Consider the following 25,897-nt stretch of genomic DNA (forward strand, 5'->3'; position numbering starts at 1 on the left):
GCGGTGTCGTCCGAACGGATGACCGCCGATGGCCCCGGCCGGGGAACAATGGAGGTGTTTGCCCGAGTGTCTGCCCAGATCAGCAGCGCGCGCCGCCGAACCCACCGAACCCACCGGAGCAGAAAGGAGGACGACGACCCCATGGCCCCCCCACTCGGATCCACACCCCCCACCGACGGCACCCGCGCCCTCACCCTCGTCATGCACACCGCCTTCTTCGTGCTGCTCGGCGCTTCCCTCGCCCGCTATCTCTCCCGCCACCCCGGCGACCCGCTCACCCCCCTGGTGGTCGCCCTGTCGGTGCTGCTGGCGGTGCTGTACGTGCTCGGTCCGGCCCTCGGTGCCCGGCTCACCCTGCGCCGGGTGACCTGGCTCGGCGTGGTGGTGGCCGCCTGGGCGGTGCTGGTCGTGCTGGCGCCGAGCTTCGCCTGGTGCGCGGTGCCGCTCTTCTACACCGGGCTGCGGACCCTCCCGCTGCGGGCCGCCGTCGCGCTGGTGGTGCTGCTCACCGCGCTGACCGTCGCCGCCCAGTCGAAGCTGGCGGGCTGGGCCGACCCGAACATCCTGCTGGCGCCCCCGGCCGTGGCCGCCGTCGCCACCACCGTCTTCGTCACGATGGAACGCCAGACGGCCCGGCAGCGCGCCCTCATCGACGATCTGATCCGCACCCGCCGGGAACTCGCCGCCACCGAGCGCCGCGAGGGCACCCTCGCCGAGCGGGAGCGGCTGGCCCGGGAGATCCACGACACCCTCGCCCAGGGCCTGTCCAGCCAGCGGATGCTGCTCCAGGCCGCCGACCGGCTCTGGGACACGGACGGCGCGACGGCCCGGGGCCACATCCACACCGCCGCCGCCATCGCCGAGAGCAATCTGGCCGAGGCCCGCCGTTTCGTGCACGACCTCACCCCGGCCGACCTGGCGGAGGCGGGCGGGCTCGCGGGGGCGCTGCGGGCGGTGGCGGAGCGGGTGCGGGCGGCCGGCGCCGACGGCCTCACCGTCCGGGTGCACACCGAGGGCACCCCGGCGCTGCCGGTCCCGCCCCCCGTCGAGGCCGCGCTGCTCAGGATCGCGCAGGGCGCCCTGGCCAACGTACGGGAGCACGCCCGCGCCACCACCGTGACCGTCACCCTGACCTGCCTGGACGACCAGATCGTGCTGGACGTGGCCGACGACGGTACCGGCTTCGACCCCACCGCCCGCCCCATCACCGCGTCCGGCGTCCGGGGCCAAGGCCTCCCGGCCGGCCGCGCCCGGCTGCGCCAGCTCGGCGGCACTCTGACGGTGGAGTCGGCCCCCGGCGAGGGCACGGTCGTCTCGGCGTCCGTCCCCCTCCACCCCCTGGAAGGCACCCCCACATGACCCCTCCTGCCCCTCCCCCGGCCCCCACCCCCGTCCGCATCCTCCTCTGCGACGATCACGCGGTGGTCCGCGCCGGACTGCTCGCGCTGCTGGGCAGTGCCCCCGGCATCGAGGTGATCGGCGAGGCGGGCAGCGGGGAGGAGGCCGTGGCGATGACCCGGAAACTGCGCCCGGACGTCGTCCTGATGGACCTCCAGCTAGGCCCCGGCATGGACGGCGTGGAGACGACCCGCCGCCTGGTCGCCGACCGAGCCCCCCACGCCCCCGGCGCCCCCGCCCCGCACGCCCCACACGTCCCACACGTCCCACACGTCCTCGTCCTCACCACCTACGACACCGACGCCGACATCACCCGCGCCATCGAGGCGGGCGCCACCGGCTATCTGCTCAAGGCGGAGGGCCCGGAGGAACTGTTCGCGGCGATCCACGCGGCGGCCCGGGGCCGTACGGCGCTGTCCGGGCCGGTGGCGGGCCGGGTGATGGCCCAGTTGCGCAGCCCCGCCCCCGCCCTCACCGCCCGCGAGCGCGACATCCTCACCCAGCTCTCCCAGGGCCTGCCCAACCGGGAGATCGCCCGCGCCCTCTTCATCAGCGAGGCCACCGTCAAGACCCATCTGCGCCGGATCTACGACAAACTCGGCGTCGACACCCGGGCGGGCGCGGTGGCGGCGGCGAACGCCCGCCGACTGCTGGGCTGACGGCCCTGCTACCCGGGACGGGACTCCCGTACCGCGATCCGGGCGAACGTGGTGAGCATCATCCCGTTCCGCACGGCCACCAGATAGTCGACCGGCAGCCCGTGCATCCGGGTGCCGGGCCCGCGCAGCGGATGCCAGTCGAGGGTGAACAGGGTGTGCCCGCCCCAGGGCAGCAGCCGCATGGCGATCCGCGCGGCCCCGAACGGCTCGGCCCGCGCCTCCAGCTCCAGCCGCCGCCCCGGCTCACAGATCCGTACGACGACGGTGTCGTCCAGCGTCAGCGGTCCGGCCCCCACCCGGACCCGCAGCCGCGAGCCGACCCCCGGCCAGTCCGGATCCACCGCGAGCACCGCCCGCGTCCCCGTGACCCACTCCCCGTACCGTCGCCCGTCGGCGAGCAGCGCCCAGACATCCTCGGGCGCGCTGAGGATCAGCCGCCGGCTCCGTGCCACGATCCACCTCCTCACCCACCGCCCTCACCGGCCGACCCGCCGTGTTGCTGCCGCGCCCCACCAATGAGAGGACACCTGAAGCACTTGAAGCACTCGAAGCACCTGAAGCACCTGAAATACCTGAAGCACCTGGGACCAGCGAACCGCCCCCCGGCGGATCGCGCATCACGGAACACGGAGCGAACGGAGACAGCGATGAGGATCGTGGTGATCGGCGGTACGGGTCTGATCGGCTCGCAGGTGGTGGAACTGCTGCGCGGGGCCGGGCACGAGACGGTTCCGGCCGCCCCCTCCACCGGGGTGAACGCCTACACCGGAGAGGGCCTGGCCGAGGTGCTCGGGGGCGCCGAAGTGGTCGTCGACGTCTCGAACTCGCCATCCTTCGAGGCCGGACCGGCGCTGGACTTCTTCACCCGTTCGGCGGAACACCTGTTCGCCGCCGAGCGGGAGGCCGGGGTACGGCACCATGTCGCGCTGTCCATCGTCGGGGTGGACCGGGTCCCGGACTACGGCTACTACCTGGCCAAGGTCGCCCAGGAGCGGGCGGTGCGGGAGAGCGGGGTGCCGTTCAGCATCGTGCGGGCGACCCAGTTCTTCGAGTTCGTCGCGCCGGTGATGGACCTGTCCACCCGGGGCACGGAGGTACGGCTGCCGTCGCTGCCGCTGCGCCCGATCGCGTCGGCGGATGTCGCCGGGGCGGTGGCACGGGCGGCGCGGGGCGAGCCGACCGGCTCCGTCCACCGCGTCGCGGGCCCGGAGGTGCACGGTCTCGACCACCTGGGCGAGCTGACCCTCGCCGCCCACCCGGACGGCCGCACGGTCGTCACCGACGAAACCGCGAGCCTCTTCGCGGGCATGCCGGACGTACTGACCGGCACGGACGACCCCGGCGTGGAGCGGGCGGCGACCCGCTACGAGGACTGGCTGACCCGGGACGAGGGACGCTGAGGACGGGCGCCGGCCGCCCTCATCCCCCCACGCCCTCCCGGGCGGCGAGCCCGTCCCGCATCGCCCGCGCGGTGGCCGCGGGCTCGTACCCGTCCGGGACACCCGGGACGAGGATGATGTCCCCGTCGATGTGCCGCGAGCGGAGCGGGGCGATCTCCCGGTACTCCGCCGAGTCCCACCAGGCACGGGCGGCCGTCATCCCCGGGAACCCGATCACCACGACGGCCCCGGGCCACTCCCCCTCGGTCACCTCGTGCCGGACACCGTGCACCAGGAACCGCCCGCCGTAGGGCTCGAAGGTGCCGGAGATCCGCTCGATGTACTCGGCGACATCCGCGTGCGGGGCGGGGTTGTGCAGCCGGGCTATGGCGTAGGCGGTGACGGCGGTCATGACATCCTCCGGAGCTGATGGGGCCGGTGCTTGCCGGGCGGGTACGAACCGATCGTGGCACCGGAGGGCGGGCGGGGTCGATGACGTCCGGGGTAATGCAGAAACCCTCCTCAGCCGACCCCACCCCACCACCCGCATGACCCCGTGAGTGCGCGTGTACCAAGGCTTCGGCGACCGTGGTATCGAGAGCGGACGGTCGTGCCAGGTCTCTGCGAGACGACTCGCATCCTGCGCACACGGTGGATTCCGGTCGGCATGACCGGCTGATTGCGTCAGGCCCTGGCTGAGGGCCCTGGTCCCGCTGCCTCCGCGCTAGCGTCATGGGCTGTCGTTCCGCGATCGGGTGGCGGAGGCAGAAGGGCGACGGGTGGGGATGACTCGGTACAGCCGTGATCTTGTCGAGCCGTCCCGTTCGATCACCACCATCGCCAGTGAAGGGACCGACCGGCCGACCCCTCTCGGGTCAGCGCTTCTTGGTCTTCTTCCTCTGCACCGGGGCCCATTCGCCACGGTGCAACTGGCAGCGCGAGTACCCGATCATCGCCGGGTTCTGGCACCGCTTACCCGTCGCGGTCTTGGTCGACCCGCACTTTGACCTGCTTCCCCATGCTCCTCCTTGTCTCACCTACGGGTTGCCTTCCCCCCTTATCGTTGCGGTCGGCAATGCCTCACGGCGCATCCTTCTGACGTCTTCGGCCGATTCCCGCCTATTCATGCCTGGATGGCGATAAATCTGCCGAGTCGATCACGGGCTGACCGTGGTGGCGGTGCGCTTGCCATCGGCCAGCAGGCGGCGGGCCCGGCGGGCCTCGACCTTTCCGATGCCGGCAACCCTGAGCCGCGAGAGTATCCAGCCCCGACTCATCCAGCCCCGACTCATCCAGCCCCCGACTCATCCAGCCTCCGACTCATCCGGCTGAACAGGGACGGCTCCCGCGCGGCGCGCCACCCCGTCACTCACCAGGTGAGGGAAGGGACAAGCGGGCGTCGTCCGGTGACAGGGCCCGTGCTCGGCGGGCAGCGGTCGCCGGACCTGTTCCACCACGCGTACCGCAGCTCGCCGTCGGCGTCCTGCTGACCCCGGCTGAGCACGCGTACAGGACAGGAATGGCCCCGGCTTGTGCGGAGCCCGCACCCTCTCCTCGTCCACTGCCCGGCCTGCGCGGCGCGCGCGCCCCGCTCCACGACCGGCGATCGTAGTGACGACTCTTCGAACATTGACCCGTGCTCGGTGGGTGGGCCGTGCCGGAGGCTACGCGGGCATGACGCCGAGGATGCGGGAGAGGGTGAAGACCCGTTCGTCCTCGCGCAGATGGCACCAGGCATACAGATGGGGCGGGCCGAGATCGAGTTCGCTGAGGGTGCGTACGGTCCGGTTGCCCGAGGCGGCGATGTACTCGACCGCGATGGCCGTGCCGGCGTCGACGGCGTGGGCGAGCTGGCGGACATCGCTGTACGTCAGGTTCTTCGCGTACCCGGCGATGATCTCCTCGGTGTCCGTGCCATAGGGGACCCCGGTGCCGAACGGGTCGGGATCCGGAAGGGTCGGCGGGGCGTCCCGCAGCCTGGCGGCCAGGGCGCTCAGGCCGCTGTCCACCGGGGTCCGCGCCGGCACAAGCCGCCGCCGTTGGCCCGGGAGTGGGAGCGGGAGCGGGACCGGAGCCGGGGTGGAGGCACGTGGGTGCCGGGTCCTCTCGGCGCGTACGGTTCCGTCGGCCTTCTCCGCGACCGGGGCGTAGCCGGCGGCCCGGAGCGCGGCGAGGGCCTCGTCGAGCGGAGTCCGGCAGACCAGCACGGTCGGCGCCAGCCGACGCAGACCGAGTGCGGCGAGCTTCTTGTGGGCGGCGAGTTCGGCGAGGAGGGCGGGCTCTTCTCCATGGATCACGCACGCCGCGGGGGCGATACGCACACGGCCGTGAGCGCGCGCGGTGTCGTGGATCAGATACGACAGCGGCTGGGGTAGGGCGCCGACAGCGACATCGGTCAGGTCGGCGGCGATGGCGTCGGCCGTACGGCCGGAGTCCAGGGCACCGCGGATGGTGCCCTGGCTGAACCGCCACACGGATGCCGTGCCGGCGGTTTCCCGGTCCGCGACGGCGTCCAGCAGGGCGGCCAGGCGGGCCGACGGTGTGCCCGTGACGACGGCGGTGAGGTCCGCGCCGAAGCGGGCCGTGCCGGTGGCCGTCGGCAGCAGCCGCCGCCCGGCCGCGGCCAGTGCTTCGCCGTCATCGGCCCGCAAGGCAGCACCGATGCGGGAGAGGGAGCCGCGGGCCATCACACCGAGTAGCTCCGCCTCGCGGGCCACGGAAGCGAAGGGCGTGGCATCCCGGGGGAGCGGATGGGCGAACGGACGGTGCCAGGCGATGAGCGGCTTTAGTTGGACGGGGCTCCGCACCCCCTGGCCCGCCGGCAGCGACCCCGCCGCGGCGAGAAGTCCGTCCCGGGCCTGCACACAGCCGTCACAGGGTGGTGTTCCGGCGAGCGCGGGCAGCGCCCTGCCGTCCTCGTCGCGGGCCCGGGAGGCGGTCAGCGGCAGCGTCCGCCACGCCTGGAGCAGCACGGTGAGCTGCTCCGCCGGTTCCCGCTCCGCCCAGGCGTCGTAGCCTTCCGTCGCCACGACCCGGTCGCCGTCCCGGACCAGCAGCCCGGCGTCGTACGCCGTCTCCAGGGCGAGGCGTACGAGGATGTCGTCGCACTGCGCGGCCCGGCCGATCCGGGACAGCTCACGCGCCCCGACCCCGCCGGACTTCAGCCGGGCCGGGGGAGACGCGGCGCACGCCGCCAGCACCGAGGCCGCATGGGCGGCGAACGCGGTGGCGGCTGCCGCCGCCTCCTGGTCGACCTCCGCCGAGGTGACGGACACCGTCTGCACGAGGGGCGGAAACGGCTCGAACGGGGCGTGCCAGTCGGCCCCTCGTAGCGCGAGCGTCACCTCGGCCGGCATGCGTGCGGGCCCGTACCCGGAGTACCGGTCCCGGACCAGCAGTCCCCGCTCCAGCGCCCACCGCGCACCCGGTTCGGGGTCGGCCTGCGGCGCTCCGAGCAGGATGAATTCCGCCTGTGCCGCCATCTGTTCACCCTGGTGACGGGCTCGCCGCTCAAGCAGTTTCCGCGTGGCCACAGGTGCCGAGGCGACCACCGCGGTCACCCGCTCCGGATCGCTGTGGTGCTCCAGCAGGGCGGCCAGCCGCGCCTTCTTGGTGGTGCCGGGCGCCGGGATGCCCAGGGCCACCAGCATGCGCCGCAGTTCCTCGGAGGCCGTGTCCCCCAGCAGCCGGGCGAGCGGCGCGTCCAACCCCAGCGGCGCGTCCCATGCCTGCCGCAACGGCGCCGACATGTGCAGCAGCCCCTGGCCGTCCGGCCAGACGAGCGCGTGCTGGGCCAGTGTCTGCAGGGCCGTGTTCAGCCCGCGCTCGCTCTCCGTCCCGGTCACGTCCAGCAGATCGGCCAGAGCGGCACGTGGAACGGTTCCCCATGCCGCCAGGGCCTCAGCCACCTGCAGCGGTGGCCGCGCGAGCTCCGCCATCACGGCGGCAACCGACGCCGGGCGCTGAAGGCGGTCCGCGAGTTCGCCGAACGATCGTGGCTCCGGCGGGGACACGGCATCCGGGCGACTCGCCAGGATCTGCTCAAGCGGGCCGACTTCCAGACCACTCAGCCACGAGGCCAGAGTCGATCCGCTGGGCTTGCCGATAGGGCACCTCACCAAGACGACGTTGTTGCTCTTCGAAGTTGCTCTTCGAACCGGAACCGGTCCTGCACACGCTCCAGAATGGCGCATTGCGGGGACATCCGAGTCCGGCGACGGCAGGAAGCCCCTTGGGAGTGCAGACGTTGCCCCACCGGTCGACCGGTCGACCGGTCAGCGACAGGGCGAGGCTGAGAAAAGTTCCTTATGCCAGAAACGGATGAAACCAGACCCGAGACCGGTACAGCCGAGAACCCCGGCCGCTGAGCGGTCCGGGGTTCTCATCGCGCCTGTTCTGGCGACTGCGGAGGATACGAGATTCGAACTCGTGAGGGTGTGAACCCAACACGCTTTCCAAGCGTGCGCCCTAGGCCTCTAGGCGAATCCTCCGCCGGAAACATTACATGACCGAGAGGAGTGCTCGCGAACTCGTTCCCGCACCTCACATCGGGTACCCTCTGCGTAGCCCCTCACGCGGCGCTATCTGACTGAACTCCCCCAGGGCCGGAAGGCAGCAAGGGTAGGTTGGCTCTGGCGGGTGCGTGGGGGGCGCTTGCGTTGGGGGCGGGTCCGGTTGTCCGGGTCCGGTTGTCAGTGGGCGCCTATAACCTCGTATGCGTGTCGTCTCTCGCGCTGTACCGCCGTTATCGCCCGGAGTCGTTCGCCGAGGTCATCGGGCAGGAGCATGTCACCGACCCGTTGCAGCAGGCGCTGCGGAACAACCGGGTCAATCACGCGTACCTGTTCAGCGGGCCGCGCGGGTGCGGGAAGACGACCAGCGCGCGCATCCTGGCCCGCTGTCTGAACTGCGCGAAGGGGCCGACGCCCACACCGTGCGGGGAGTGCCAGTCCTGTCAGGACCTCGCGCGCAACGGGCCCGGGTCCATCGACGTCATCGAGATCGACGCCGCTTCGCACGGTGGTGTGGACGACGCCCGTGACCTGCGCGAAAAGGCGTTCTTCGGGCCCGCGGGCAGCCGCTACAAGATCTACATCATCGACGAGGCCCACATGGTCACGTCGGCCGGGTTCAACGCGCTCCTCAAGGTCGTCGAGGAGCCGCCCGAGCATCTGAAGTTCATCTTCGCCACCACCGAGCCCGAGAAGGTCATCGGCACCATCCGGTCCCGGACCCATCACTACCCGTTCCGGCTCGTCCCGCCCGGCACCCTGCGCGACTACCTCGGTGAGGTCTGCCAGAAGGAGGACATCCCGGTCGAGGACGGGGTGCTGCCGCTCGTCGTGCGCGCCGGTGCCGGATCTGTGCGTGACTCCATGTCCGTGATGGACCAGCTCCTCGCCGGTGCCACCAGCGAGGGTGTGACCTATGCCATGGCCACGTCTCTTCTCGGGTACACCGACGGCTCTCTGCTCGACTCGGTGGTCGAGGCGTTCGCCACCGGTGACGGGGCCGCCGCCTTCGAGGTCGTGGACCGGGTCATCGAGGGGGGCAACGACCCCCGGCGGTTCGTCGCCGATCTGCTGGAGCGGCTCCGCGATCTGGTGATCCTCGCCGCCGTTCCGGACGCCGTGGAGAAGGGGCTGCTCGACGCCCCCGCCGATGTCGTCGAGCGGATGCAGGCCCAGGCCGGGGTCTTCGGCGCCGCCGAGCTGAGCCGCGCCGCCGACCTCGTCAACGAGGGCCTCACCGAGATGCGTGGTGCCACCTCCCCACGCCTCCAGCTCGAACTGATCTGCGCCCGCGTCATGCTCCCCGCCGCCTATGGGGACGAGCGGTCCGTCATGGCCCGCATGGACCGGCTGGAGCGGGGGATCAGCGGCATGAGCGGCATCAGTGGTACGGGTGGTGGTGTCCAGGTTTCGGGGGCGCCTGCCGGGATGCCCGCCATGGGGTTCGTTCCCGGGCCCGACTCACACGGGTATCCCGCCCAGCCCGTGCCGCCCATGCCGCCCGTGCCGCCGACGCCGCCATCGGTGGCCCCTGCGGTCGACAGTGGTCCCGGTGTGGTCGCGGGGGGTGGGCAGCCTTCCGCGCCCGCGGGGCCCGCTCCCGCCGCCGGGCCTCCGAGCGCCCCTGCCGGGCGCCGACCGGGGGGCTGGCCCGGTGCCGCGTCACCGGCCCCCTCTTCCGTATCGGCCCCCTCGCCCACGTCCGCTCACCCGCCTGCTCCCGCTCCGGCCGCCGCCCCGCCTCCCTCCCCGGGTGGCCTCGACCCCCGGGTTCTCTGGCCGAACATCCTCGAAGCGGTCAAGAACCGGCGTCGCTTCACCTGGATCCTGCTCAGCCAGAACGCCCAGATCGCCGGCTTCGACGGCACCACCCTCCAACTCGGGTTCGCCAGCGCCGGGGCCCGGGACAACTTCGTGAGCAGCGGCAGCGAGGACGTGCTGCGGCAGGCGCTGGTCGAGCAGTTCGGCGTCCACTGGAAGATCGACGCCGTCATCGACCCCTCCGGCGGTTCGGCCGCGCCCCCGCCCCCGGCGGCCCCCGGCGGCGGCCCTTACGGCTCCGGCCCCGCCGCTCCCGCCGGTCCTGTCGGTGGGGGAGGGGCCGGGGCCGGCTTCTCCGGTGGGGGCGCGCCCGGAGGTGGTTACGGCGGCGGCGGTTACGGCGGTGGCGGCGCCCCCGCCGCCGTGCAGCAGCAACCCGCGCCCCGGGCCGCCGCGGCGCCCGCCCGGCCCGCTCCGGCGCCCGCCGCCCCCGCGGCTGCGACCCCGCCCGCCCCTGCCTCCGTCAGACCCCCGGCGCCCGTCCCGGTCTCCCCGGAGGACGACGTTCCGGAGGACGACGATCCCGATCTCGACGAGTCGGCGCTGTCGGGGCAGGACCTGATCGTGCGGGAGCTGGGCGCCACGGTGATGGACGAGTTTGTGAACGAGTGATCCTTCCGGTGGTGGGAAGGGCGCCAGCGCCGGGGGCGGGGGACCCGTTCCCGTTCCGGCCCGGCCCGCCCCTTGGAGGAAGGTACGAACCCGCCGCCCCCACCCCCTCAGCAACCCCACAAAGGCCCCCCGCCCGCTGCCGTTAGGCTGACCCCGTGAAGGTCCTCGTCATCGGCAGCGGTGCCCGCGAACACGCCCTGTGCCGCTCCCTGTCCCTCGACCCCTCCGTCACCGCGCTGTACTGCGCGCCCGGAAACGCCGGTATCGCCGAGGTCGCCGAGCTGCACCCGGTCGACGCGCTGGACGGGGCGGCCGTGGCCGCGCTCGCCGGCTCGCTCGGCGCCGGGCTGGTCGTCGTGGGGCCGGAGGCACCGCTGGTCGCGGGGGTCGCCGACGCCGTGCGCGAGGCGGGCATCCCGGTCTTCGGCCCCTCCGGGGAGGCCGCGCAACTGGAGGGCTCCAAGGCGTTCGCGAAGGATGTGATGGCGGCGGCCCAGGTGCCCACCGCCCGCTCGTACGTCTGCACGAACCCGGACGAGGTCGAGGAGGCGCTCGACGCCTTCGGCGCCCCGTACGTCGTCAAGGACGACGGTCTCGCCGCAGGCAAGGGCGTCGTCGTCACCGCCGACCTCGACGCCGCCCGCGCGCACGCCAACGCCTGCGAGCGGGTCGTCATCGAGGAGTACCTCGACGGTCCCGAGGTCTCCCTCTTCGCGATCACCGACGGCGAGACGGTCGTCCCGCTCCAGCCCGCCCAGGACTTCAAGCGCGCGCTCGACGGCGACGAGGGCCCCAACACCGGCGGTATGGGCGCCTACTCCCCGCTGCCCTGGGCCGATCCGAAGCTGGTCGAGGAAGTGCTGGAGACCGTGCTCCAGCCGACCGTGGACGAACTGCGCCGCCGCGGTACGCCCTTCTCCGGGCTGCTCTACGCCGGGCTCGCGATCACCTCGCGGGGCGTCCGGGTCATCGAGTTCAACGCCCGTTTCGGCGACCCCGAGACCCAGGTCGTCCTCGCCCGGCTCAAGACCCCGCTGGCCGGAGTGCTGCTCGCCGCCGCCGACGGCACCCTCGCCGACCTGGCCCCCCTGCGCTGGAGCGAGGACGCCGCCGTCACCGTCGTCGTCGCCTCCCACAACTACCCCGGCACCCCGCGCACCGGCGACCCCATCACCGGCCTCGACCGGATCGCCGCCCAGGACGCCCCGTACGCCTATGTCCTGCACGCCGGGACCCGGCGCGACGGCGACGCCGTGGTCAGCGCCGGTGGCCGGGTCCTGTCGGTCACCGCGACCGGCGACGACCTCACCGAGGCCCGCGAGCGCGCCTACCGGGCCGTCGCCCGCATCGGCCTCGACGGTTCCCAGCACCGTACGGACATCGCGGCGAGGGCCGCCGCCGACGCCCGCGGCTGAGCGGGGCCGTCCATCGGACCCGAGCGGCCACCGTGCCCGAGCCGTCGAGTCCGAGGCGCCATGACCCTGCGCTGAGCCCGAGCCACCGAGCACGGGCCCGCTGAACCCCGTTGAACCCTTCGGGCCCCGGAACCGTCTCAGGATTCGGGGCCTGATCCTTGCCCAGTGTCATCCACCTCTCCCCAAAGCCATTCCATCGAGTGACCGCTCCCCCATCCGGCTGACGACGGCCCCACCCCCAACTAGGGTGCGGCGCAAGCGTTCGGGCACTTGGCCCACCGGCATTGCGATGTCAGTGGCGGGTGCCACAGTGGGGGAGTGAGCAAAAGCCGGGAAAGCGCCAGAACGCCGGCAACACCTGAATCGGTCAGTGGTACGGCAGGGAGGGGGTGAGGTCCGGTCGTGAGCGGGATCGGAGTGGAGGCGGGAGCCCAGAGCGCGCGTGCGCGGGCGCTGGCCGTACTGCGGGTGCGCAGCCGTGCGCTGGCGCTGGCCCTGCTGCCGGCAGCCGCCGCGGTGATCCTGCTCGTCGGCGGCTCCACCGGGCAGCTCGCGGGCGAGGGGTGGGACATCGCGCGGTGGGTGGCCGGGGTGTCGGCCCTGCTGGTGCTGGCCGCGGCCGGGACCGTCGCCCTGGTGGTCGCCCGCGCCCGCCCGGCCGTGACGCCCACGGTCCCGATCCCCGAGGAGTCCGCCCCGGATCTCTACCGCCTGGTGCGCGACCTCGCCGACCGGCTCGACGTCCCGGCGCCCTCCGCCATAGCGCTCACCCCCGACTGCGACAGTTGGCTGGAGGACCGCACCCACCTGGCCCAGAGCGGCCCGCCCCCGTCCGGCCACGCCGACGAGATAGCGGGCGTCGGCCGTCCGCACCGCCGGGGTGCGGCGGCGCCCGTGCTGGTCATCGGCTCCCCGTTCCTGTGGTGGATGCGGGTGGGCGAACTGCGCGCGGTCCTCGCCCCGGTCGTCGCCGGTACGGGACCCTCCGCGCACCCCGACATAGCCGCCGCCCGCCGTTTCGTCCGGGGGCTGGACGCCGCCGTCGCGGTCGCCGCCGCGCCCGGCCGCGATCCCGTCTCCCGCGCGGTCCTCGCCGGGATCGGCTCCGTGGCCCGCACGCTGCTGCGCGCCTGCCGGGTGCACGCGGCCGAGATGGAGCGCGGCGTCGCCGCCGCCGCTGCCGAGCGCGCCCAGGCGGTTGACTATGGGCTGCGGATCGTCGCCCAGGAGCAGGTCGGGCTGGCCTACGCCGGCTGGGACCGGCTGCTGACCCGGGTCGCGCTGCCCGCCTGGCGGATGGGCCGCTGGCCGTCCCGGCTGGACGCGGGTGTGGTCGCCGCGCTCACCGAGCTGTCCCGCCGCGACCGGCTGGCCGAGGGTTTCGCCTCCCGCCTCGGTGAGCGCCCCGCCTGCGATCTGCTCGAAGAGCCGGGTGTGGTGGACGAGGCCACCTCGCTGCTCGCCGCCCGGCTGTTCCACGGCGGCCCCGCCGAGCCGGGGCCGGACTGGTCACCGGTGGACTGGCAGGACTACCCGGACGAGGTCGTGGACCGCAAATGGCGGACCGACGCGGCCCGGCTGCACCGGGTCCTCGACGCCCTCGGCGTCCGCCGCACCGGCGGCCCCCACGCGGACGCGCCCACCCTGGACCGCGTACTCGACCACCTCACCGAGCTGAGGACCGGCGCCGCCGAGCCGAGGACCGGGCCTACCGAGCCGATTACCGGCCCCGCTGAGCCGAAGCCAAAAGCCGGACCCACGGGACCCGCCGGGGGCGCCAGCCCCACCGACCCCGACCCCGTTGACTCCCCCCTCCCCGGCCCCGGTGACCACCCCCTCCCCGACCCCGGGTCGTCCCCCGACCTCCCCCCCGACCCCTTCCCCTTCCCCGGTCTCGAAGAGGACCTGATCCCCACCACCACCGCCCGCAGCACCACCCTCGCCGAGCGGCTGAGCAGCGAACTCGCCCGCGAGGAGGCCGCTCAGGCAGCTCAGTCCACCACCGGCACCACCACCAACCCCGCCGGAGGCTCGGACACCGGAGCGGACAACCGCCCCACAAGCGGCAGCGCCAGCCCCGGCATCGACCTCTGGGACGACGGCGCCCTCCCCCTCTTCCCCCTCCAGCCGCCCCGCAGCCCCCGCGAGCTGCTCGCCGACCATGTCACGGCGATGGTGTGCTGCGCCGCGATGGACACCGCCGGCGCCAAGCCCGGCCTGGACTGGCTGGACGGGCCGTCGCTGATGGTCGCCGGTGAGCGGGCGACCGACCTCACCCCGAAGGTCCTCAGCCTGCTGGAGCGCGGCGACCCCACCCCCCTGCGAGGCTGGCTCACCAAGACAGGCATACGCCCGGAGAAGCCCGTACGCCTGGTCTGACCCCCTGACCCCCTGACCCCCTGACCCCCTGACCCCCTGACCCCCTGACCCCCTGACCCCCTGACCCATCCGCCTCGACGCCTCCCCATACCGGAACCCCTCTCCCCGTACCGGAACTCCGTCATCCACTTTCGACCAATCGAAGACGAACCGTGACGGATCAAGTGCGCAATGTGATGTGCTGGGACCGATCGCGCCCGTCCGCCGCACCGGATGCGGGCAGCCACGCGCGCGGCCACAGCACAGCGCACGCGCGCAAGCACGCGAAGCACGCGCGTGCGCATACGCACACGGGGGCAGAGGGAGGGGAGCATGGCGCCGAAACGTGTCCGCCGCTGGGAGTCGGGAGCACGCGCGCACGCGGTGTCGGACCCCTTCGGCCAAGGCCCGGTCCCCTGGCTGCGCGGCAGCGAGACCTACGCCGACGACACGGGCCGGCTGGTGCCCTGGTACGTCGACCCCGACCCCCGGCGACCACCGGAGCCGGGCCGCGCCGGTACCGGTACCGGTGCCGGTACCGGTGCCGACGCCGGTGCCATCGCCACCATCACCTCCGCCGACGACGTCCACCGTCAGATCAAGGGCTTCATCTCCACCGGCGCGGTCGCCCCGGGCGGGGCCGTCGACTTCCACATCACGGTCGATCCGCCCCAGGAGTTCGCCGTCGACATCTACCGCATCGGCCACTACGGCGGTGACGGCGCCGCGAAGATCACCACCAGCCCCCGTCTCTCCGGCATCGTGCAGCCCCCGCCGCTCGCCGCCGACCGCACGGTCTCCTGCCACCACTGGTGGCTGTCCTGGCGGCTCCAGATCCCCTCGTACTGGAGCATCGGGGCGTATGTCGCCGTGCTGACCACCGCCGACGGGTACCGCTCGCACATCCCCTTCACGGTCCGCGACGCCCACCCGGCCGATCTGCTGCTGCTCCTCCCGGACATCACCTGGCAGGCGTACAACCTCTACCCGGAGGACGGCCGTACCGGCGCCAGCCTGTACCACGCCTGGGACGGCGGCGGCCGGCTGCTCGGCGAGGCCGACGCGGCGACCACCGTCTCCTTCGACCGCCCCTACGCGGGCGCGGGCCTGCCCCTGCACATCGGGCACGCCTACGACTTCATCCGCTGGGCCGAGCGCTACGGCTACGACCTCGCCTACGCCGACGCCAGCGATCTGCACGCCGGGCGGATCGACCCCGCCCGCTACCGGGGCCTGATCTTCCCCGGGCACGACGAGTACTGGTCGGCGCCCATGCGCCGCACCGTCGACCGGGCCCGCGACGGCGGTACGTCCCTGGTCTTCCTGGCCGCCAACACCATGTACTGGCAGGTGGAGCTGGCGGCGTCGCCGTCCGGCGTCCCCGACCGGCTGCTGACCTGCCGCAAGCGCCGGGGCCCCGGCCGCCCGGTGCTCTGGCGGGAGATCGACCGGGCCGAGCAGCAGACGATCGGCATCCAGTACGCGGGCCGGGTGCCCGAGCCGCATCCGCTGATCGTCCGCAACGCCGATCACTGGCTCTGGGAGGCGACCGGCGCCCACGAGGGCGACGCACTGCCCGGGATGGTCGCCGCCGAGGCCGACCGCTACTTCCCGCGCACCCCGCTGCCGCCCCACGAGGAGCGCACCCTGCTCGCGCACTCCCCGTACACCGACGCCGACGGTGTCCGCCGCCACCAGGAGACCTCCCTGTACCGGGCGGCCTCCGGCGCGCTGGTCTTCGCGTCCGGGACCTTCGCCTGGTCCCCGGCGCTGGACCGCCCCGGCCATGTGGACCCCCGCGTCCAGCGCGCCACCGCGAACCTCCTCGACCGCATCTGCAAACGCGACTGAACCCCGCCCACCGGACCGCGCCCCACCCCGGACCCCGACCCCTGGCGCACACCGATCCTCCCCATACGGAAGAATCGACCCCATTGGTCAGAAGGACGGGGAGGAACCGTGTCCGGATTCGTAGAAAAGCCCGAGCCGCAGCAGATTCCGGGCCTGACACACCTGCACACCGGCAAGGTGCGCGAGCTGTACCAGAACGCGGCGGGCGAGCTGGTGATGGTCGCCAGCGACCGGATCTCCGCCTACGACTGGGTCCTGCCGACCGAGATCCCCGACAAGGGCCGGATCCTGACCAAGCTGTCCCTGTGGTGGTTCGACCAGCTCCGCGATCTGGCCCCGAACCATGTCCTCGGCACCGACCTCCCGCCCGGCGCCCCCGCCGACTGGACCGGCCGCACCCTGATCTGCAAGTCGCTGCGCATGATCCCGGTCGAGGCGGTCGCCCGCGGCTATCTCACCGGCTCCGGCCTGACCGAGTACAACGACTCCCGCACGGTCTGCGGACTCGCCCTCCCCGAGGGCCTCGCCGACGGCAGCGAACTCCCCGCCCCGATCTTCACCCCGGCCACCAAGGCCGCCGTCGGCGAGCACGACGAGAATGTGTCGTACGAGGAGGTCGCCCGCCAGGTCGGCGCCGAGACCGCCGCGGAGCTGCGCCAGGCGACCCTGGCGATCTACTCCCGCGCCCGGGACATCGCCCGTGACCGCGGGATCATCCTGGCCGACACCAAGTTCGAGTTCGGCTACGAGGGCACCACCCTGGTCCTCGCCGACGAGGTGCTCACCCCGGACTCCTCCCGCTTCTGGCCGGCCGAGGAGTGGCAGCCGGGCCGCGCGCAGACGTCGTACGACAAGCAGTTCGTGCGGGACTGGCTGACCTCGCCGGAGGCCAACTGGGACCGCCGCAGCGAGCAGCCCCCGCCGCCGATGCCGCAGCACGTCGTGGACGCCACCCGCGCCAAGTACGTCGAGGCCTACGAGCGGCTCACCGGGCTCACCTGGTCGTAGTCCCCACCGCAGGCCGCCACCAGCCATCGGCCACCGGTCACCAGCCACCGGCCACCGGCCATCGGCATACGAAAAGGCCCCCGGAACACCGGGGGCCTTCTCATGATCCAGAGCGGACGACGAGGTTCGAACTCGCGACCTCAACCTTGGCAAGGTTGCGCTCTACCAACTGAGCTACGTCCGCACCGCGCTGTGACGTGGAAACGCCCCGGCGCGACGCCAACTATACCCAACCCCGCTCCCGGGCGAGCCGGACCGCGGCATGCCGGTTCTCCGCCCCGAGCTTGGAGACCGCCGACGAGAGATAGTTCCGTACCGTCCCCTGGGAGAGCGCGGCACGCTCGGCGATCTCCGCCACCGGGGCCCCGTCGGCCGCCAGTTCCAGCACCTCCGCCTCCCGCGCGGTGAGCGGCGAGTCCCCGGCGGAGATCGCGTCGGCGGCCAACTCGGGGTCGACATAGCGGTTTCCGTCGTGCACGGTCCGGATGATCTCCGCCAGCCGCTGCGCGCTCACCGTCTTCGGGACGAACCCCCGCACACCCGCCGCCAGCGCCCGCTTCAGATGCCCGGGGCGGCCATGGCTGGTGACGATCAGCACCTGGCAGGCGGGCAGCTCGGCGCGCAGCCATGTGGCGACCTTCACACCGTCCGCGCCGGGCATCTGGAGATCCAGCACCGCCACATCGGGCCGGTGCGCCCGTGCCATCGCCAGGGCCTCCGGTCCGCTCGCCGCCTCCGCGACGATCACCAGATCGTCCTCCAGCGACAGCAGCGCGGCCAGCGCCCCCCGGATCAGATGCTCGTCGTCCGCGAGCAGCACCCTGACCATTACGCGACGCCCTCCCCTCTCCGGCCCCCGCCGTCCTCGCGGTCAGTGCCGCCCGTGCCGCCGTACATCCCTGTCCCGTCCCTCACCGACTCGTCCGTCCTCGTCGCCCCGTCCGCCGTTCGGCGGGACGCGTCCGTCACGCCACGATCCCGCTCAGCCTGCCCGCCACCGGGGCGCCCAGCGGCACCTCGGCCAGCAGCCGGAAGCGGTCCCCGCCCACCGGCCCCGCCGCCAGCGTCCCGCCGACCGCGGAGAGCCGTTCGCGCAGCCCGGCGAGCCCGGCACCCCCACCCGCCGGAGCCGGAACAGCACCCTCGCCGCCCCCGCTGTCCCCGCCGTCCCCGGGCTCGCGCACCCCCACCCCCACCCCGTCGTTCTCCACCGTCAGCGCCACGAACCCCTCCCGGACCCGCAGCCCCACCGTGCACCGCCCGGCGTCCCCGTGCCGCAGCACATTGGTGGTGGCCTCGCGCACCACCCAGCCGAGCGCCGACTGCACCTCGGCCGGCAACCCGCCCGCCAGCGCCTCCCCGCGCACCTCGCAGTCGATCCCGGCCGCCGTCAGCACCCCCTGCGCACCGGCCAGCTCGACCCCCAGTTCGGCCTCCCGGTAGCCGCGCACCACATCGCGCACCTCGCGCTGCGACTCGTGCGCGATCCGCTGCACCTCGATCATCTGCTCCACGGCCTCCGGCCGCCCGCGTCGGGTGAGCTGCACCGCCAGCTCGCTCTTGAGGGCGATGACCGCCAGATTGCGGCCCATCACATCGTGCAGATCCCGCCCGAACCGCAGCCGCTCCTCGGCGACCGCGAGCCGGGTCCGGTTCTCGCGGGCGGAGTCGAGTTCGTAGACGACCCTCACCAGCCAGACGGAGAAGTAGGAGGCGGCGGCGAAGAAGGCACCGCCGAGCAGGATGCCGATCACGGCCGTGAGCACGGCGGACCAGGACGCGCCGACGGCGATCGACAGCGCGCCCACCACCGTCGCGAAGCCGAGCACCACGTACACGGTGTGCCGCCGGCAGCGCTGCGAGATGGTGAGGGCGCCCGCGCCGAAGATCAGCACACCGCCGGCCAGCGCGCCCAGCGCGCCCGTGGTCTCGTCGCCGGTGGCGTCGCCTGCGGCGACCAGGCTGCCGCAGGCGACCAGCACACTGACCGCCCCGAGCACCCACATCAGCAGCACCGGCTGCTCGCGCTGGCCGCGCACCCAGTCCAGGCCGTGCGAGGCGGTCAGCCCGCAGAGCAGTCCGTGCACGGCGATGGCCGGGAACAGCCAGATCACCGCGGGGTGTCCGGGCTGGAGGAACAGCGGCAGACCGAACAGGCCGATCTCCATGACCACGAACAGATGGAACGACCAGCGGGTGTAGATCTCCACCTTCGCCGGGTTGCTCTTGCTCCGCCACCACCCGGCGGGCCCGCGCATGTTCTCGCGCATCTCGTCGTGCCCTCGCGTCCTTCTTCGTCGGCGCCTGCCCGCCGCCACATCACCGGCTACTGGTTACCAGCCACCAGCCACCAGCCACCGGCTACCGGCTACCGGCTGCCGGCTACCGATTGCCGGTCACTGCCCGGTGGCCCACCGTCCCGCGGTCAGCGCCGCGGCTCCCAGCGGAACCACCGCCGTACAGCAAACACTGACAGAACGGTCCAGGCCAGTGCGGTGACCACCGCGGCCAGCACCTCGCCCGCGGACAGCGCGCCGGTCCAGCCACCGCGGATCAGCGTCACCACCGGCGACAGCGGCAGCAGCTCGCACACCGTGGCGATCCGGTCCGGCAGCACCTCCAGCGGTACCGCGACCCCGGAGCCCAGCAGCGACACGAACAGCAGCGGCAGACTGGTGACCTGGGCGCTCTCCGCGGTCCTGGTCCAGGCGGCGGTGACCGCGCCCAGCGCCGCGCACATCACCAGCCCGAGCAGCAGGCCGAGGAGCGCGAGCGGCAGCGCGCGGGGCGCCTCCATGTCGAGCAGCAGCGCACAGCCCGCCGCCAGCAGCACCGACTGGCCGAGCCCGATCGCCAGCGACGGCAGCGAGGCCCCGATCAGGATCTCGTTGTCCCGCAGCTCCCCGGTGCGCAGCCGCTTCAGCACCAGTTCCTCCCGGCGCACCACGAACACCCCGGTCAGCGCCGCGTACACGGCGAACAGCAGGGACATGGCGATGGCGGCGGGCAGCAGCATGGTGCCGACATCCAGGCCGTGTTCCGCGAGGTCCATCTCCCCGGCGGCGCCGCGCAGGCTGAACGGCACCACCAGCGGTACGAACACCGCCGTCACCAGGGTGGCGCGGCTGCGCCCCAGCAGGGTCAGCTCGGCCCGCGCCAGTGCGCCGAGCCGCCCGGTCACGGTGGTCGTGCCGCCCCGGCGGTCCTGCCCCGTCCCCGTCGTCGTGCCGCCCCGGCGGTCCCGCCCCGTCCCGGTCGTCGTGCTGCTCATCGTCCCGTCCCCCTCGTGCTCATGCCTGCCGTCTGCTTCGCCGCCGTCTCCGGCGCCCCGTCGTCGTGGGCCGCCGCCGCGCGTCCGGCGATCCCGAGGAACGCCTCCTCCAGCGACGCCGACCGCACATCCAGCCGCCGCAGCTCGACCCCGGCCCGCGAGGCCCACACCAGCACTGCGGTGGCCGACCGCTGGAGGTCCATGGTCCGCAGCCGGACGACGTTGCCGTGCACCTCGTGGCCGCTGACGCCCAGCTCGGCCAGGGGCGGCAGATCGCCGAGGAAGTAGCCGTCGGGCAGTTCGAAGGAGATCCGGGACGGCTGCGCGGCGGTCACCTCGGCCGGGGTCCCGGTGGCCGCGATCCGCCCCTTGTGCATGATCGCCAGCCGGTCGGCGAGGGACTCGGCCTCCTCCAGATAGTGCGTGGTCAGCAGCACGGTGGTGCCGGTGTCGCGCAGCGAGGCGACCAGTTCCCAGGTGTCCCGGCGGCCCTCGGCGTCCAGTCCGGTGGTCGGTTCGTCCAGGTACAGCACTTCGGGGCGCCCCAGCAGCGCCAGCGCCAGATCCAGCCGCCGCCGCTCCCCGCCGGACAACTGCTTGACCCGTACGTCGCTCTTGTCGGCGAGCCCGACCAGGCCGAGCGCCTCCCGCCGGGGCCGGGCCCCGCTGACGCATCCGGCCCACATCCGTACCGTCTCGGCGACGGTCAGCTCGGAGGGGAAGCCGCCCTCCTGGAGCATCACCCCGGTGCGCGGCCGTACGGCGTCCCGGTGGCGGTAGGGGTCGTGGCCGAGGACGCGGACCTCGCCCTCGGTGGGCTCGGCGAGCCCCTCCAGCACCTCCACGGTGGAGGTCTTGCCGGCCCCGTTGGTGCCCAGCAGCGCGAAGATCTCACCCCGGCCGACGGAGAACGTGATCCCCCGGACCGCTTCGAACCCGCCCCCGTACACCCGTCGCAGCCCGGTGACCTCGATCACGTGCTCGTTGGTTTCCATACCTTCAGCGTCCCGGCCGCCGGGACGGATCGGCAGTGCGCGCTGTCATCACCCGACATGACAAATGTCAGACGGGGAGGGGGAGGCCGGGGGAGGGGAGTAGATGGGTGCACGAAAAAGCCCCCGGAAACCGGGGGCTTCAACTGGAGCGGACGACGAGGTTCGAACTCGCGACCTCAACCTTGGCAAGGTTGCGCTCTACCAACTGAGCTACGTCCGCATTGCCTCCGACCGGCTCTCACCGATCGGCGCGAGCACCACCCTACCTGATCCAATCGAGTGGTCAGGACGGTGATGCAGAGCGGGTGACAGGGATTGCACACTGCGCCTTCCCCCTGGAAGGGGGATGTTCTACTACTGAACTACACCCGCGCGACCTTTTGAGCTGGGCTTTTCGGCCCCGCCCGGTGGCGTGCTCCAGACACTAGCTGATCAGCAGGGGGGTAACGCAAGTCGGTTGCTCCCAGGGCCCACTGACGGACCCTGAGGACACCCGACCACCCGCACCCGGGCCCTGCCGCGACCCGACCGGCACCCGGGACGGGCCCTGCCGGGCTCCCTGGGCACCCGGGGGCGGCCCCTGCCGGGCCCTGGACGGCACCCGGGACGGGGACTCCCCCCCGGCGGCCCCACCGGCACGGCGCCCCGCGTCAGCGCGCCGCCGCGAACGCCTCGTAGACCTTCTTGGGGATCCGGCCCCGCGCCGGTACGTCCATCTTGTTCGCCTGGGCCCAGGCGCGGACCGCCGCCGGGTCGGGAGCGACCTCGGTCTGCTTGAACGCCCGGCCCGACTTCGACCGCTTGCGGCCGGCCTCCACGTACGGCGCGAGCGCCTTACGCAGTTTCTTGGCATTGGCTTCATTCAGGTCGATCTCGTACGACTTGCCGTCCAGTCCGAAGGCGATCGTTTCCGCCGCTTCCGAGCCGTCGATGTCGTCAAAGAGCGTGACCACGACCTTCTGCGCCACGAATATCGGTCCCTTCGTACGGCACGGTGCCGAATTCATTTCTACTTCTACAGTGCCTGACAATGTATTGCGAGGCTCGACTAAATCCTTCCGCGTGTCCGAACGCAATAGGTACCGGGTGTCGATCCGGGATCTTTCCCGGAAATTTTCACGGACGGCGGTTCTCCGTGCGGGCGCGTGAGCACACTCACAGGGCGCCCCTGCTGCATCTACGGGCGTCCCTGTGACATGTACGGGCGTCCCTGCGGCAGGCACGGACATCCCCGCGGCAGCTACGTAGCTTCCTACAAGTCGACGCGCGTAGAAATTTTGTGCGGGTAGTCTGAAGCGACCCAGCAGGGACCTGCTCAGCACCACACACCGGGAGTGCCCGTGGCACGCGTCGTAGTCGACGTCATGCTCAAGCCGGAGATCCTCGACCCCCAGGGCCAGGCGGTCCAGCGTGCGCTGCCCCGCCTCGGTTTCGACGGGATCTCGGACGTTCGTCAGGGAAAGCGATTCGAACTGGAAGTGGACGGCCCGGTCGACGAGGCCGCGCTCGCCCGTATCCATGATCTTGCGGAATCCTTCCTCGCCAACACGGTGATCGAGGACTTCACGGTGAAGGTCGAAGGGGCGGCGGAAGTCGCGGGGGCCGCGAAGTGACCGCTCGTATTGGCGTCGTCACTTTCCCGGGCAGTCTCGACGACCGGGACACCCAGCGCGCCATCCGGCACGCGGGCGCCGAGCCGGTCGCCCTCTGGCACAAGGACAAGGACCTGAAGCAGGTCGACGCCGTGGTCCTGCCCGGCGGCTTCTCCTACGGCGACTATCTGCGCGCCGGTGCCATCTCCCGCTTCTCGCCGGTGATGGGGTCCGTCATCGAGCAGGCCAGGGCCGGTCTCCCGGTGCTCGGCATCTGCAACGGCTTCCAGATCCTCACCGAGGCCCATCTGCTGCCCGGCGCGATGCTCGGCAACGACCACCTGCACTTCATCTGCCGCGACCAGAAGCTCCGCGTCGAGCACACCGGCACCGCCTGGACCGGGGACTACACCGCCGGGCAGGAGATCCACATCCCGCTGAAGAACATGGACGGGCGGTACGTCGCCGACGCGCGCACCCTCGACATGCTGGAGGCGGAGGGCCGGGTCGTCTTCCGCTACCTGGACGTCAACCCGAACGGCTCCCTGCGGGACATCGCGGGCATCACCAACGAGGCCGGGAACGTCGTCGGTCTGATGCCGCACCCCGAGCACGCCGTCGAGCCGCTGATCGGCAGCGGCCGTACCGACGGTCTCCCCTTCTTCACCTCCATTCTCAAGAAGCTGGTCACCGCATGAGCCGGACGCCTCTGGACACGGTCGAGCATGCGACCGCGACCCCCGACGTCGAGCTGCCCTGGGCCGAGCTCGGGCTGAAGAAGGACGAGTACGAGCGGGTCGTGGAGATCCTCGGCCGCCGCCCGACCGGCGCCGAGCTGGCCATGTACTCGGTGATGTGGTCCGAGCACTGCTCCTACAAGAGCAGCAAGGTCCATCTGCGGCAGTTCGGCGAGAAGGCCCCGCAGTCCGACGCCCTCCTCGTCGGCATCGGCGAGAACGCGGGTGTCGTGGACGTCGGCCAGGGCTACGCGGTCACCTTCAAGGTCGAGTCCCACAACCACCCCTCCTATGTCGAGCCCTACCAGGGCGCGGCCACCGGAGTCGGCGGCATCGTCCGGGACATCATCGCGATGGGCGCCCGCCCGGTCGCCGTGGTCGACCCCCTGCGCTTCGGCGCCGCCGACCACCCCGACACCAAGCGGGTGCTGCCCGGCGTGGTCGCGGGCATCGGCGGCTACGGCAACTGCCTGGGCCTGCCCAACATCGGCGGCGAGGTCGTCTTCGACGCCTGCTACCAGGGCAACCCGCTGGTCAACGCCGGGTGCATCGGCGTCATGCGGCACGAGGACATCCACCTCGCCAAGGCGTCCGGCGCGGGCAACAAGGTCATCCTCTACGGGGCCCGTACCGGCGGCGACGGCATCGGCGGCGCCTCCATCCTCGCCTCCGAGACCTTCGACGACGCCAAGCCGAGCAAGCGCCCCGCCGTGCAGGTCGGCGACCCCTTCCAGGAGAAGCTGCTCATCGAGTGCACCCTGGAGGCGTTCGCCGAGAAGCTGGTCGTCGGCATCCAGGACCTCGGCGCCGCCGGACTGTCCTGCGCCACCTCCGAGCTGGCCTCCAACGGCTCCGGCGGTATGCGCGTCACCCTGGACGACGTACCGCTGCGCGACTCCACGCTCTCGCCCGAGGAGATCCTCATGAGCGAGTCGCAGGAGCGGATGTGCGCGGTGGTGGAGCCGGCGAAGGTCGAGCGGTTCCTGGAGATCTGCGACAAGTGGGATGTCATCGCCACCGTCATCGGTGAGGTCACCGACGGCGACCGGCTGGAGATCTTCTGGCACGGCGGCAAGATCGTGGACGTCGACCCGCGCACGGTCGCGCACGACGGCCCGGTCTACGAGCGCCCCTACGCCCGTCCCTCCTGGCAGGACGCCCTCCAGGCCGACGACGCGAACAAGCTGCCCCGCCCGGCGACTGCCGCCGAGCTGAAGGACCAGGTCCTGAAGCTGGTCGCGTCCCCCAACCAGGCGTCCAAGTCCTGGATCACCTCCCAGTACGACCACTTCGTGCAGGGCAACACCGTTCTCGCCCAGCCCGAGGACTCCGGGATGATCCGGATCGACGAGGAGACCGGCCTCGGCGTCGCCCTCGCCACGGACGGCAACGGCCGCTACGCCAAGCTCGACCCGTACAAGGGCGCGCAGCTCGCCCTCGCGGAGGCGTACCGGAACGTGGCCACCACCGGCGCCCGGCCGCTCGCCGTCTCCGACTGCCTGAACTTCGGCTCGCCCGAGGACCCGGCGGTGATGTGGCAGTTCGCGGAGGCGGTACGGGGTCTGGCGGACGCCTGCCAGCAGCTCGGCACCCCGGTGACCGGCGGAAACGTCTCCCTCTACAACCAGACCGGCGACGCCGCCATCCACCCCACCCCGGTCGTGGCCGTCCTCGGAGTCATCGACGACGTGGCCCGGCGCACCCCGGTCGCCTTCCAGGAGGAGGGCCACCTCCTCTACCTCCTCGGCGACACCCGCGAGGAGTTCGGCGGCTCGGCCTGGTCGCAGGTCGTCCACGACCACCTCGGCGGACTGCCGCCGGAGGTCGACCTGGAGCGGGAGCGGCTGCTCGCCGAGATCCTGATCTCCGCCTCCCGCGACGGAATGATCGACTCCGCGCACGATCTGTCCGACGGCGGTCTGATCCAGGCGGTCGTGGAGTCCGCGCTGCTCGGCGGCAAGGGCGCCCGTCTGGTCGTCCCCGACGGCCTGGACGCGTTCACCTTCCTCCTCTCCGAGTCGGCGGGCCGCGCGCTGGTCGCCGTCCCCCGCTCCGAAGAGGTCCGCTTCAACGACATGTGCGGTGCGCGGGGCCTTCCGGCCACCCGGATCGGCGTGGTCGACGGGGACGCGGTGGACGTCCAGGGCGAGTTCGCCCTCTCCCTGACGGAGCTGCGCGAGGCGCACGAGGGGACGATCCCGGCGTTGCTGGCGTAACGCCTCCGGCGCTCGCACCGGGCCGCCGCCCCGGGAACTTCGGTTTCCCGGGGCGGCGGCTTTGTGCGTTCCGG

19 protein-coding genes, 4 tRNA genes, 1 other RNA gene and 1 pseudogene are annotated in these 25,897 nt (G+C 72.5%); 12 read left to right on the top strand and 13 right to left on the bottom strand.

Annotated features, from left to right (window positions below; genetic code table 11):
• The first annotated feature begins 141 nt into the window (after positions 1 to 141).
• Positions 142 to 1,359, top strand: coding sequence for a sensor histidine kinase (locus tag AB0O01_RS27655; protein WP_365317473.1), 1,218 nt, complete (start codon positions 142 to 144; stop codon positions 1,357 to 1,359).
• Entirely contained in the window at positions 1,356 to 2,057 is a 702-nt protein-coding gene (locus AB0O01_RS27660; protein ID WP_365317475.1) for a response regulator transcription factor, read from the top strand. The genes AB0O01_RS27655 and AB0O01_RS27660 overlap by 4 nt, the downstream gene beginning before the upstream one ends.
• A gap of 8 nt (positions 2,058 to 2,065) precedes the next feature.
• On the opposite strand, the gene AB0O01_RS27665 is transcribed toward AB0O01_RS27660, so the two are convergent.
• Positions 2,066 to 2,509 (bottom strand): SRPBCC family protein, encoded by a 444-nt coding sequence (locus AB0O01_RS27665; RefSeq protein WP_365317476.1) that lies wholly within the window; start codon positions 2,507 to 2,509, stop codon positions 2,066 to 2,068.
• Between the two features lie 195 nt (positions 2,510 to 2,704).
• Between AB0O01_RS27665 and AB0O01_RS27670 the strand changes: the two genes are divergently transcribed.
• Positions 2,705 to 3,457, top strand: coding sequence for an SDR family oxidoreductase (locus AB0O01_RS27670; protein WP_365317478.1), 753 nt, complete (start codon positions 2,705 to 2,707; stop codon positions 3,455 to 3,457).
• A 19-nt stretch (positions 3,458 to 3,476) separates the two neighbouring features.
• Here the strand turns inward: AB0O01_RS27670 and AB0O01_RS27675 are convergent, their stop codons facing one another.
• The 4 genes and pseudogenes from AB0O01_RS27675 to AB0O01_RS27690 form a co-directional block, all read right to left on the bottom strand.
• Positions 3,477 to 3,848, bottom strand: coding sequence for a DUF1330 domain-containing protein (locus AB0O01_RS27675; RefSeq protein ID WP_365317479.1), 372 nt, complete (start codon positions 3,846 to 3,848; stop codon positions 3,477 to 3,479).
• Positions 3,849 to 4,794: 946 nt separating this feature from the next.
• Positions 4,795 to 4,937: pseudogene (locus AB0O01_RS27680) on the bottom strand (restriction endonuclease); the annotation flags it as partial.
• A 163-nt stretch (positions 4,938 to 5,100) separates the two neighbouring features.
• The gene (locus tag AB0O01_RS27685; protein ID WP_365317481.1) at positions 5,101 to 7,344 is read right to left on the bottom strand and encodes a helicase-associated domain-containing protein; all 2,244 of its coding nucleotides are present in this window, start codon (positions 7,342 to 7,344) and stop codon (positions 5,101 to 5,103) included.
• Positions 7,345 to 7,841: 497 nt separating this feature from the next.
• Positions 7,842 to 7,926 (bottom strand) — tRNA-Ser (locus AB0O01_RS27690).
• A 71-nt stretch (positions 7,927 to 7,997) separates the two neighbouring features.
• Here AB0O01_RS27690 and ffs point away from each other — a divergent pair.
• The 6 genes from ffs (at position 7,998) to AB0O01_RS27720 (ending at position 17,012) form a co-directional block, all read left to right on the top strand.
• Positions 7,998 to 8,096, top strand: an RNA gene (gene ffs, locus AB0O01_RS27695) — signal recognition particle sRNA small type.
• 58 nt (positions 8,097 to 8,154) lie between these two features.
• Positions 8,155 to 10,380, top strand: coding sequence for a DNA polymerase III subunit gamma and tau (locus AB0O01_RS27700; RefSeq protein ID WP_365317483.1), 2,226 nt, complete (start codon positions 8,155 to 8,157; stop codon positions 10,378 to 10,380).
• 155 nt (positions 10,381 to 10,535) lie between these two features.
• Positions 10,536 to 11,795: a phosphoribosylamine--glycine ligase gene (gene purD / locus AB0O01_RS27705; RefSeq protein ID WP_365317485.1), complete on the top strand. Its 1,260-nt coding sequence runs from the start codon at positions 10,536 to 10,538 to the stop codon at positions 11,793 to 11,795.
• A gap of 402 nt (positions 11,796 to 12,197) precedes the next feature.
• The gene (locus AB0O01_RS27710; RefSeq protein ID WP_365317487.1) at positions 12,198 to 14,174 is read left to right on the top strand and encodes a hypothetical protein; all 1,977 of its coding nucleotides are present in this window, start codon (positions 12,198 to 12,200) and stop codon (positions 14,172 to 14,174) included.
• 312 nt (positions 14,175 to 14,486) lie between these two features.
• The gene (locus AB0O01_RS27715) at positions 14,487 to 16,004 is read left to right on the top strand and encodes a N,N-dimethylformamidase beta subunit family domain-containing protein (protein ID WP_365317489.1); all 1,518 of its coding nucleotides are present in this window, start codon (positions 14,487 to 14,489) and stop codon (positions 16,002 to 16,004) included.
• 108 nt (positions 16,005 to 16,112) lie between these two features.
• Positions 16,113 to 17,012, top strand: a complete 900-nt coding sequence (locus AB0O01_RS27720) for a phosphoribosylaminoimidazolesuccinocarboxamide synthase (protein WP_365317491.1) — start codon at positions 16,113 to 16,115, stop codon at positions 17,010 to 17,012.
• Positions 17,013 to 17,123: 111 nt separating this feature from the next.
• On the opposite strand, the gene AB0O01_RS27725 is transcribed toward AB0O01_RS27720, so the two are convergent.
• The 8 genes from AB0O01_RS27725 to AB0O01_RS27760 form a co-directional block, all read right to left on the bottom strand.
• A tRNA-Gly gene (locus tag AB0O01_RS27725) sits at positions 17,124 to 17,196 on the bottom strand.
• 39 nt (positions 17,197 to 17,235) lie between these two features.
• Entirely contained in the window at positions 17,236 to 17,841 is a 606-nt protein-coding gene (locus AB0O01_RS27730) for a response regulator transcription factor (protein WP_365317493.1), read from the bottom strand.
• A gap of 136 nt (positions 17,842 to 17,977) precedes the next feature.
• Positions 17,978 to 19,270, bottom strand: coding sequence for a histidine kinase (locus tag AB0O01_RS27735; RefSeq protein WP_365317619.1), 1,293 nt, complete (start codon positions 19,268 to 19,270; stop codon positions 17,978 to 17,980).
• Positions 19,271 to 19,437: 167 nt separating this feature from the next.
• Entirely contained in the window at positions 19,438 to 20,283 is an 846-nt protein-coding gene (locus AB0O01_RS27740; RefSeq protein WP_365317495.1) for an ABC transporter permease, read from the bottom strand.
• Entirely contained in the window at positions 20,280 to 21,278 is a 999-nt protein-coding gene (locus tag AB0O01_RS27745; protein WP_365317497.1) for an ABC transporter ATP-binding protein, read from the bottom strand. The genes AB0O01_RS27740 and AB0O01_RS27745 overlap by 4 nt, the downstream gene beginning before the upstream one ends.
• Before the next feature lie 144 nt (positions 21,279 to 21,422).
• Positions 21,423 to 21,498, bottom strand: a tRNA-Gly gene (locus AB0O01_RS27750).
• 80 nt (positions 21,499 to 21,578) lie between these two features.
• Positions 21,579 to 21,650: transfer RNA gene (locus AB0O01_RS27755), tRNA-Gly, on the bottom strand.
• Between the two features lie 278 nt (positions 21,651 to 21,928).
• Positions 21,929 to 22,246: an Lsr2 family protein gene (locus AB0O01_RS27760; protein WP_365317499.1), complete on the bottom strand. Its 318-nt coding sequence runs from the start codon at positions 22,244 to 22,246 to the stop codon at positions 21,929 to 21,931.
• A 372-nt stretch (positions 22,247 to 22,618) separates the two neighbouring features.
• Between AB0O01_RS27760 and purS the strand changes: the two genes are divergently transcribed.
• Genes purS through purL form a run of 3 tightly spaced genes read left to right on the top strand, consistent with a single transcriptional unit; the run spans position 22,619 to position 25,823 of the window.
• A complete protein-coding gene (gene purS, locus AB0O01_RS27765) occupies positions 22,619 to 22,891 on the top strand; it encodes a phosphoribosylformylglycinamidine synthase subunit PurS (protein WP_365317501.1) in 273 nt (90 codons plus the stop codon).
• Positions 22,888 to 23,568, top strand: coding sequence for a phosphoribosylformylglycinamidine synthase subunit PurQ (purQ, locus tag AB0O01_RS27770; protein ID WP_365317502.1), 681 nt, complete (start codon positions 22,888 to 22,890; stop codon positions 23,566 to 23,568). The genes purS and purQ overlap by 4 nt, the downstream gene beginning before the upstream one ends.
• Entirely contained in the window at positions 23,565 to 25,823 is a 2,259-nt protein-coding gene (gene purL, locus AB0O01_RS27775; RefSeq protein WP_365317504.1) for a phosphoribosylformylglycinamidine synthase subunit PurL, read from the top strand. Before purQ ends, purL begins: the two co-directional genes overlap by 4 nt.
• Positions 25,824 to 25,897: the final 74 nt, after the last annotated feature.

The organism is Streptomyces sp. NPDC093252, from assembly GCF_040683675.1.
Classification (GTDB): domain Bacteria; phylum Actinomycetota; class Actinomycetes; order Streptomycetales; family Streptomycetaceae; genus Streptomyces.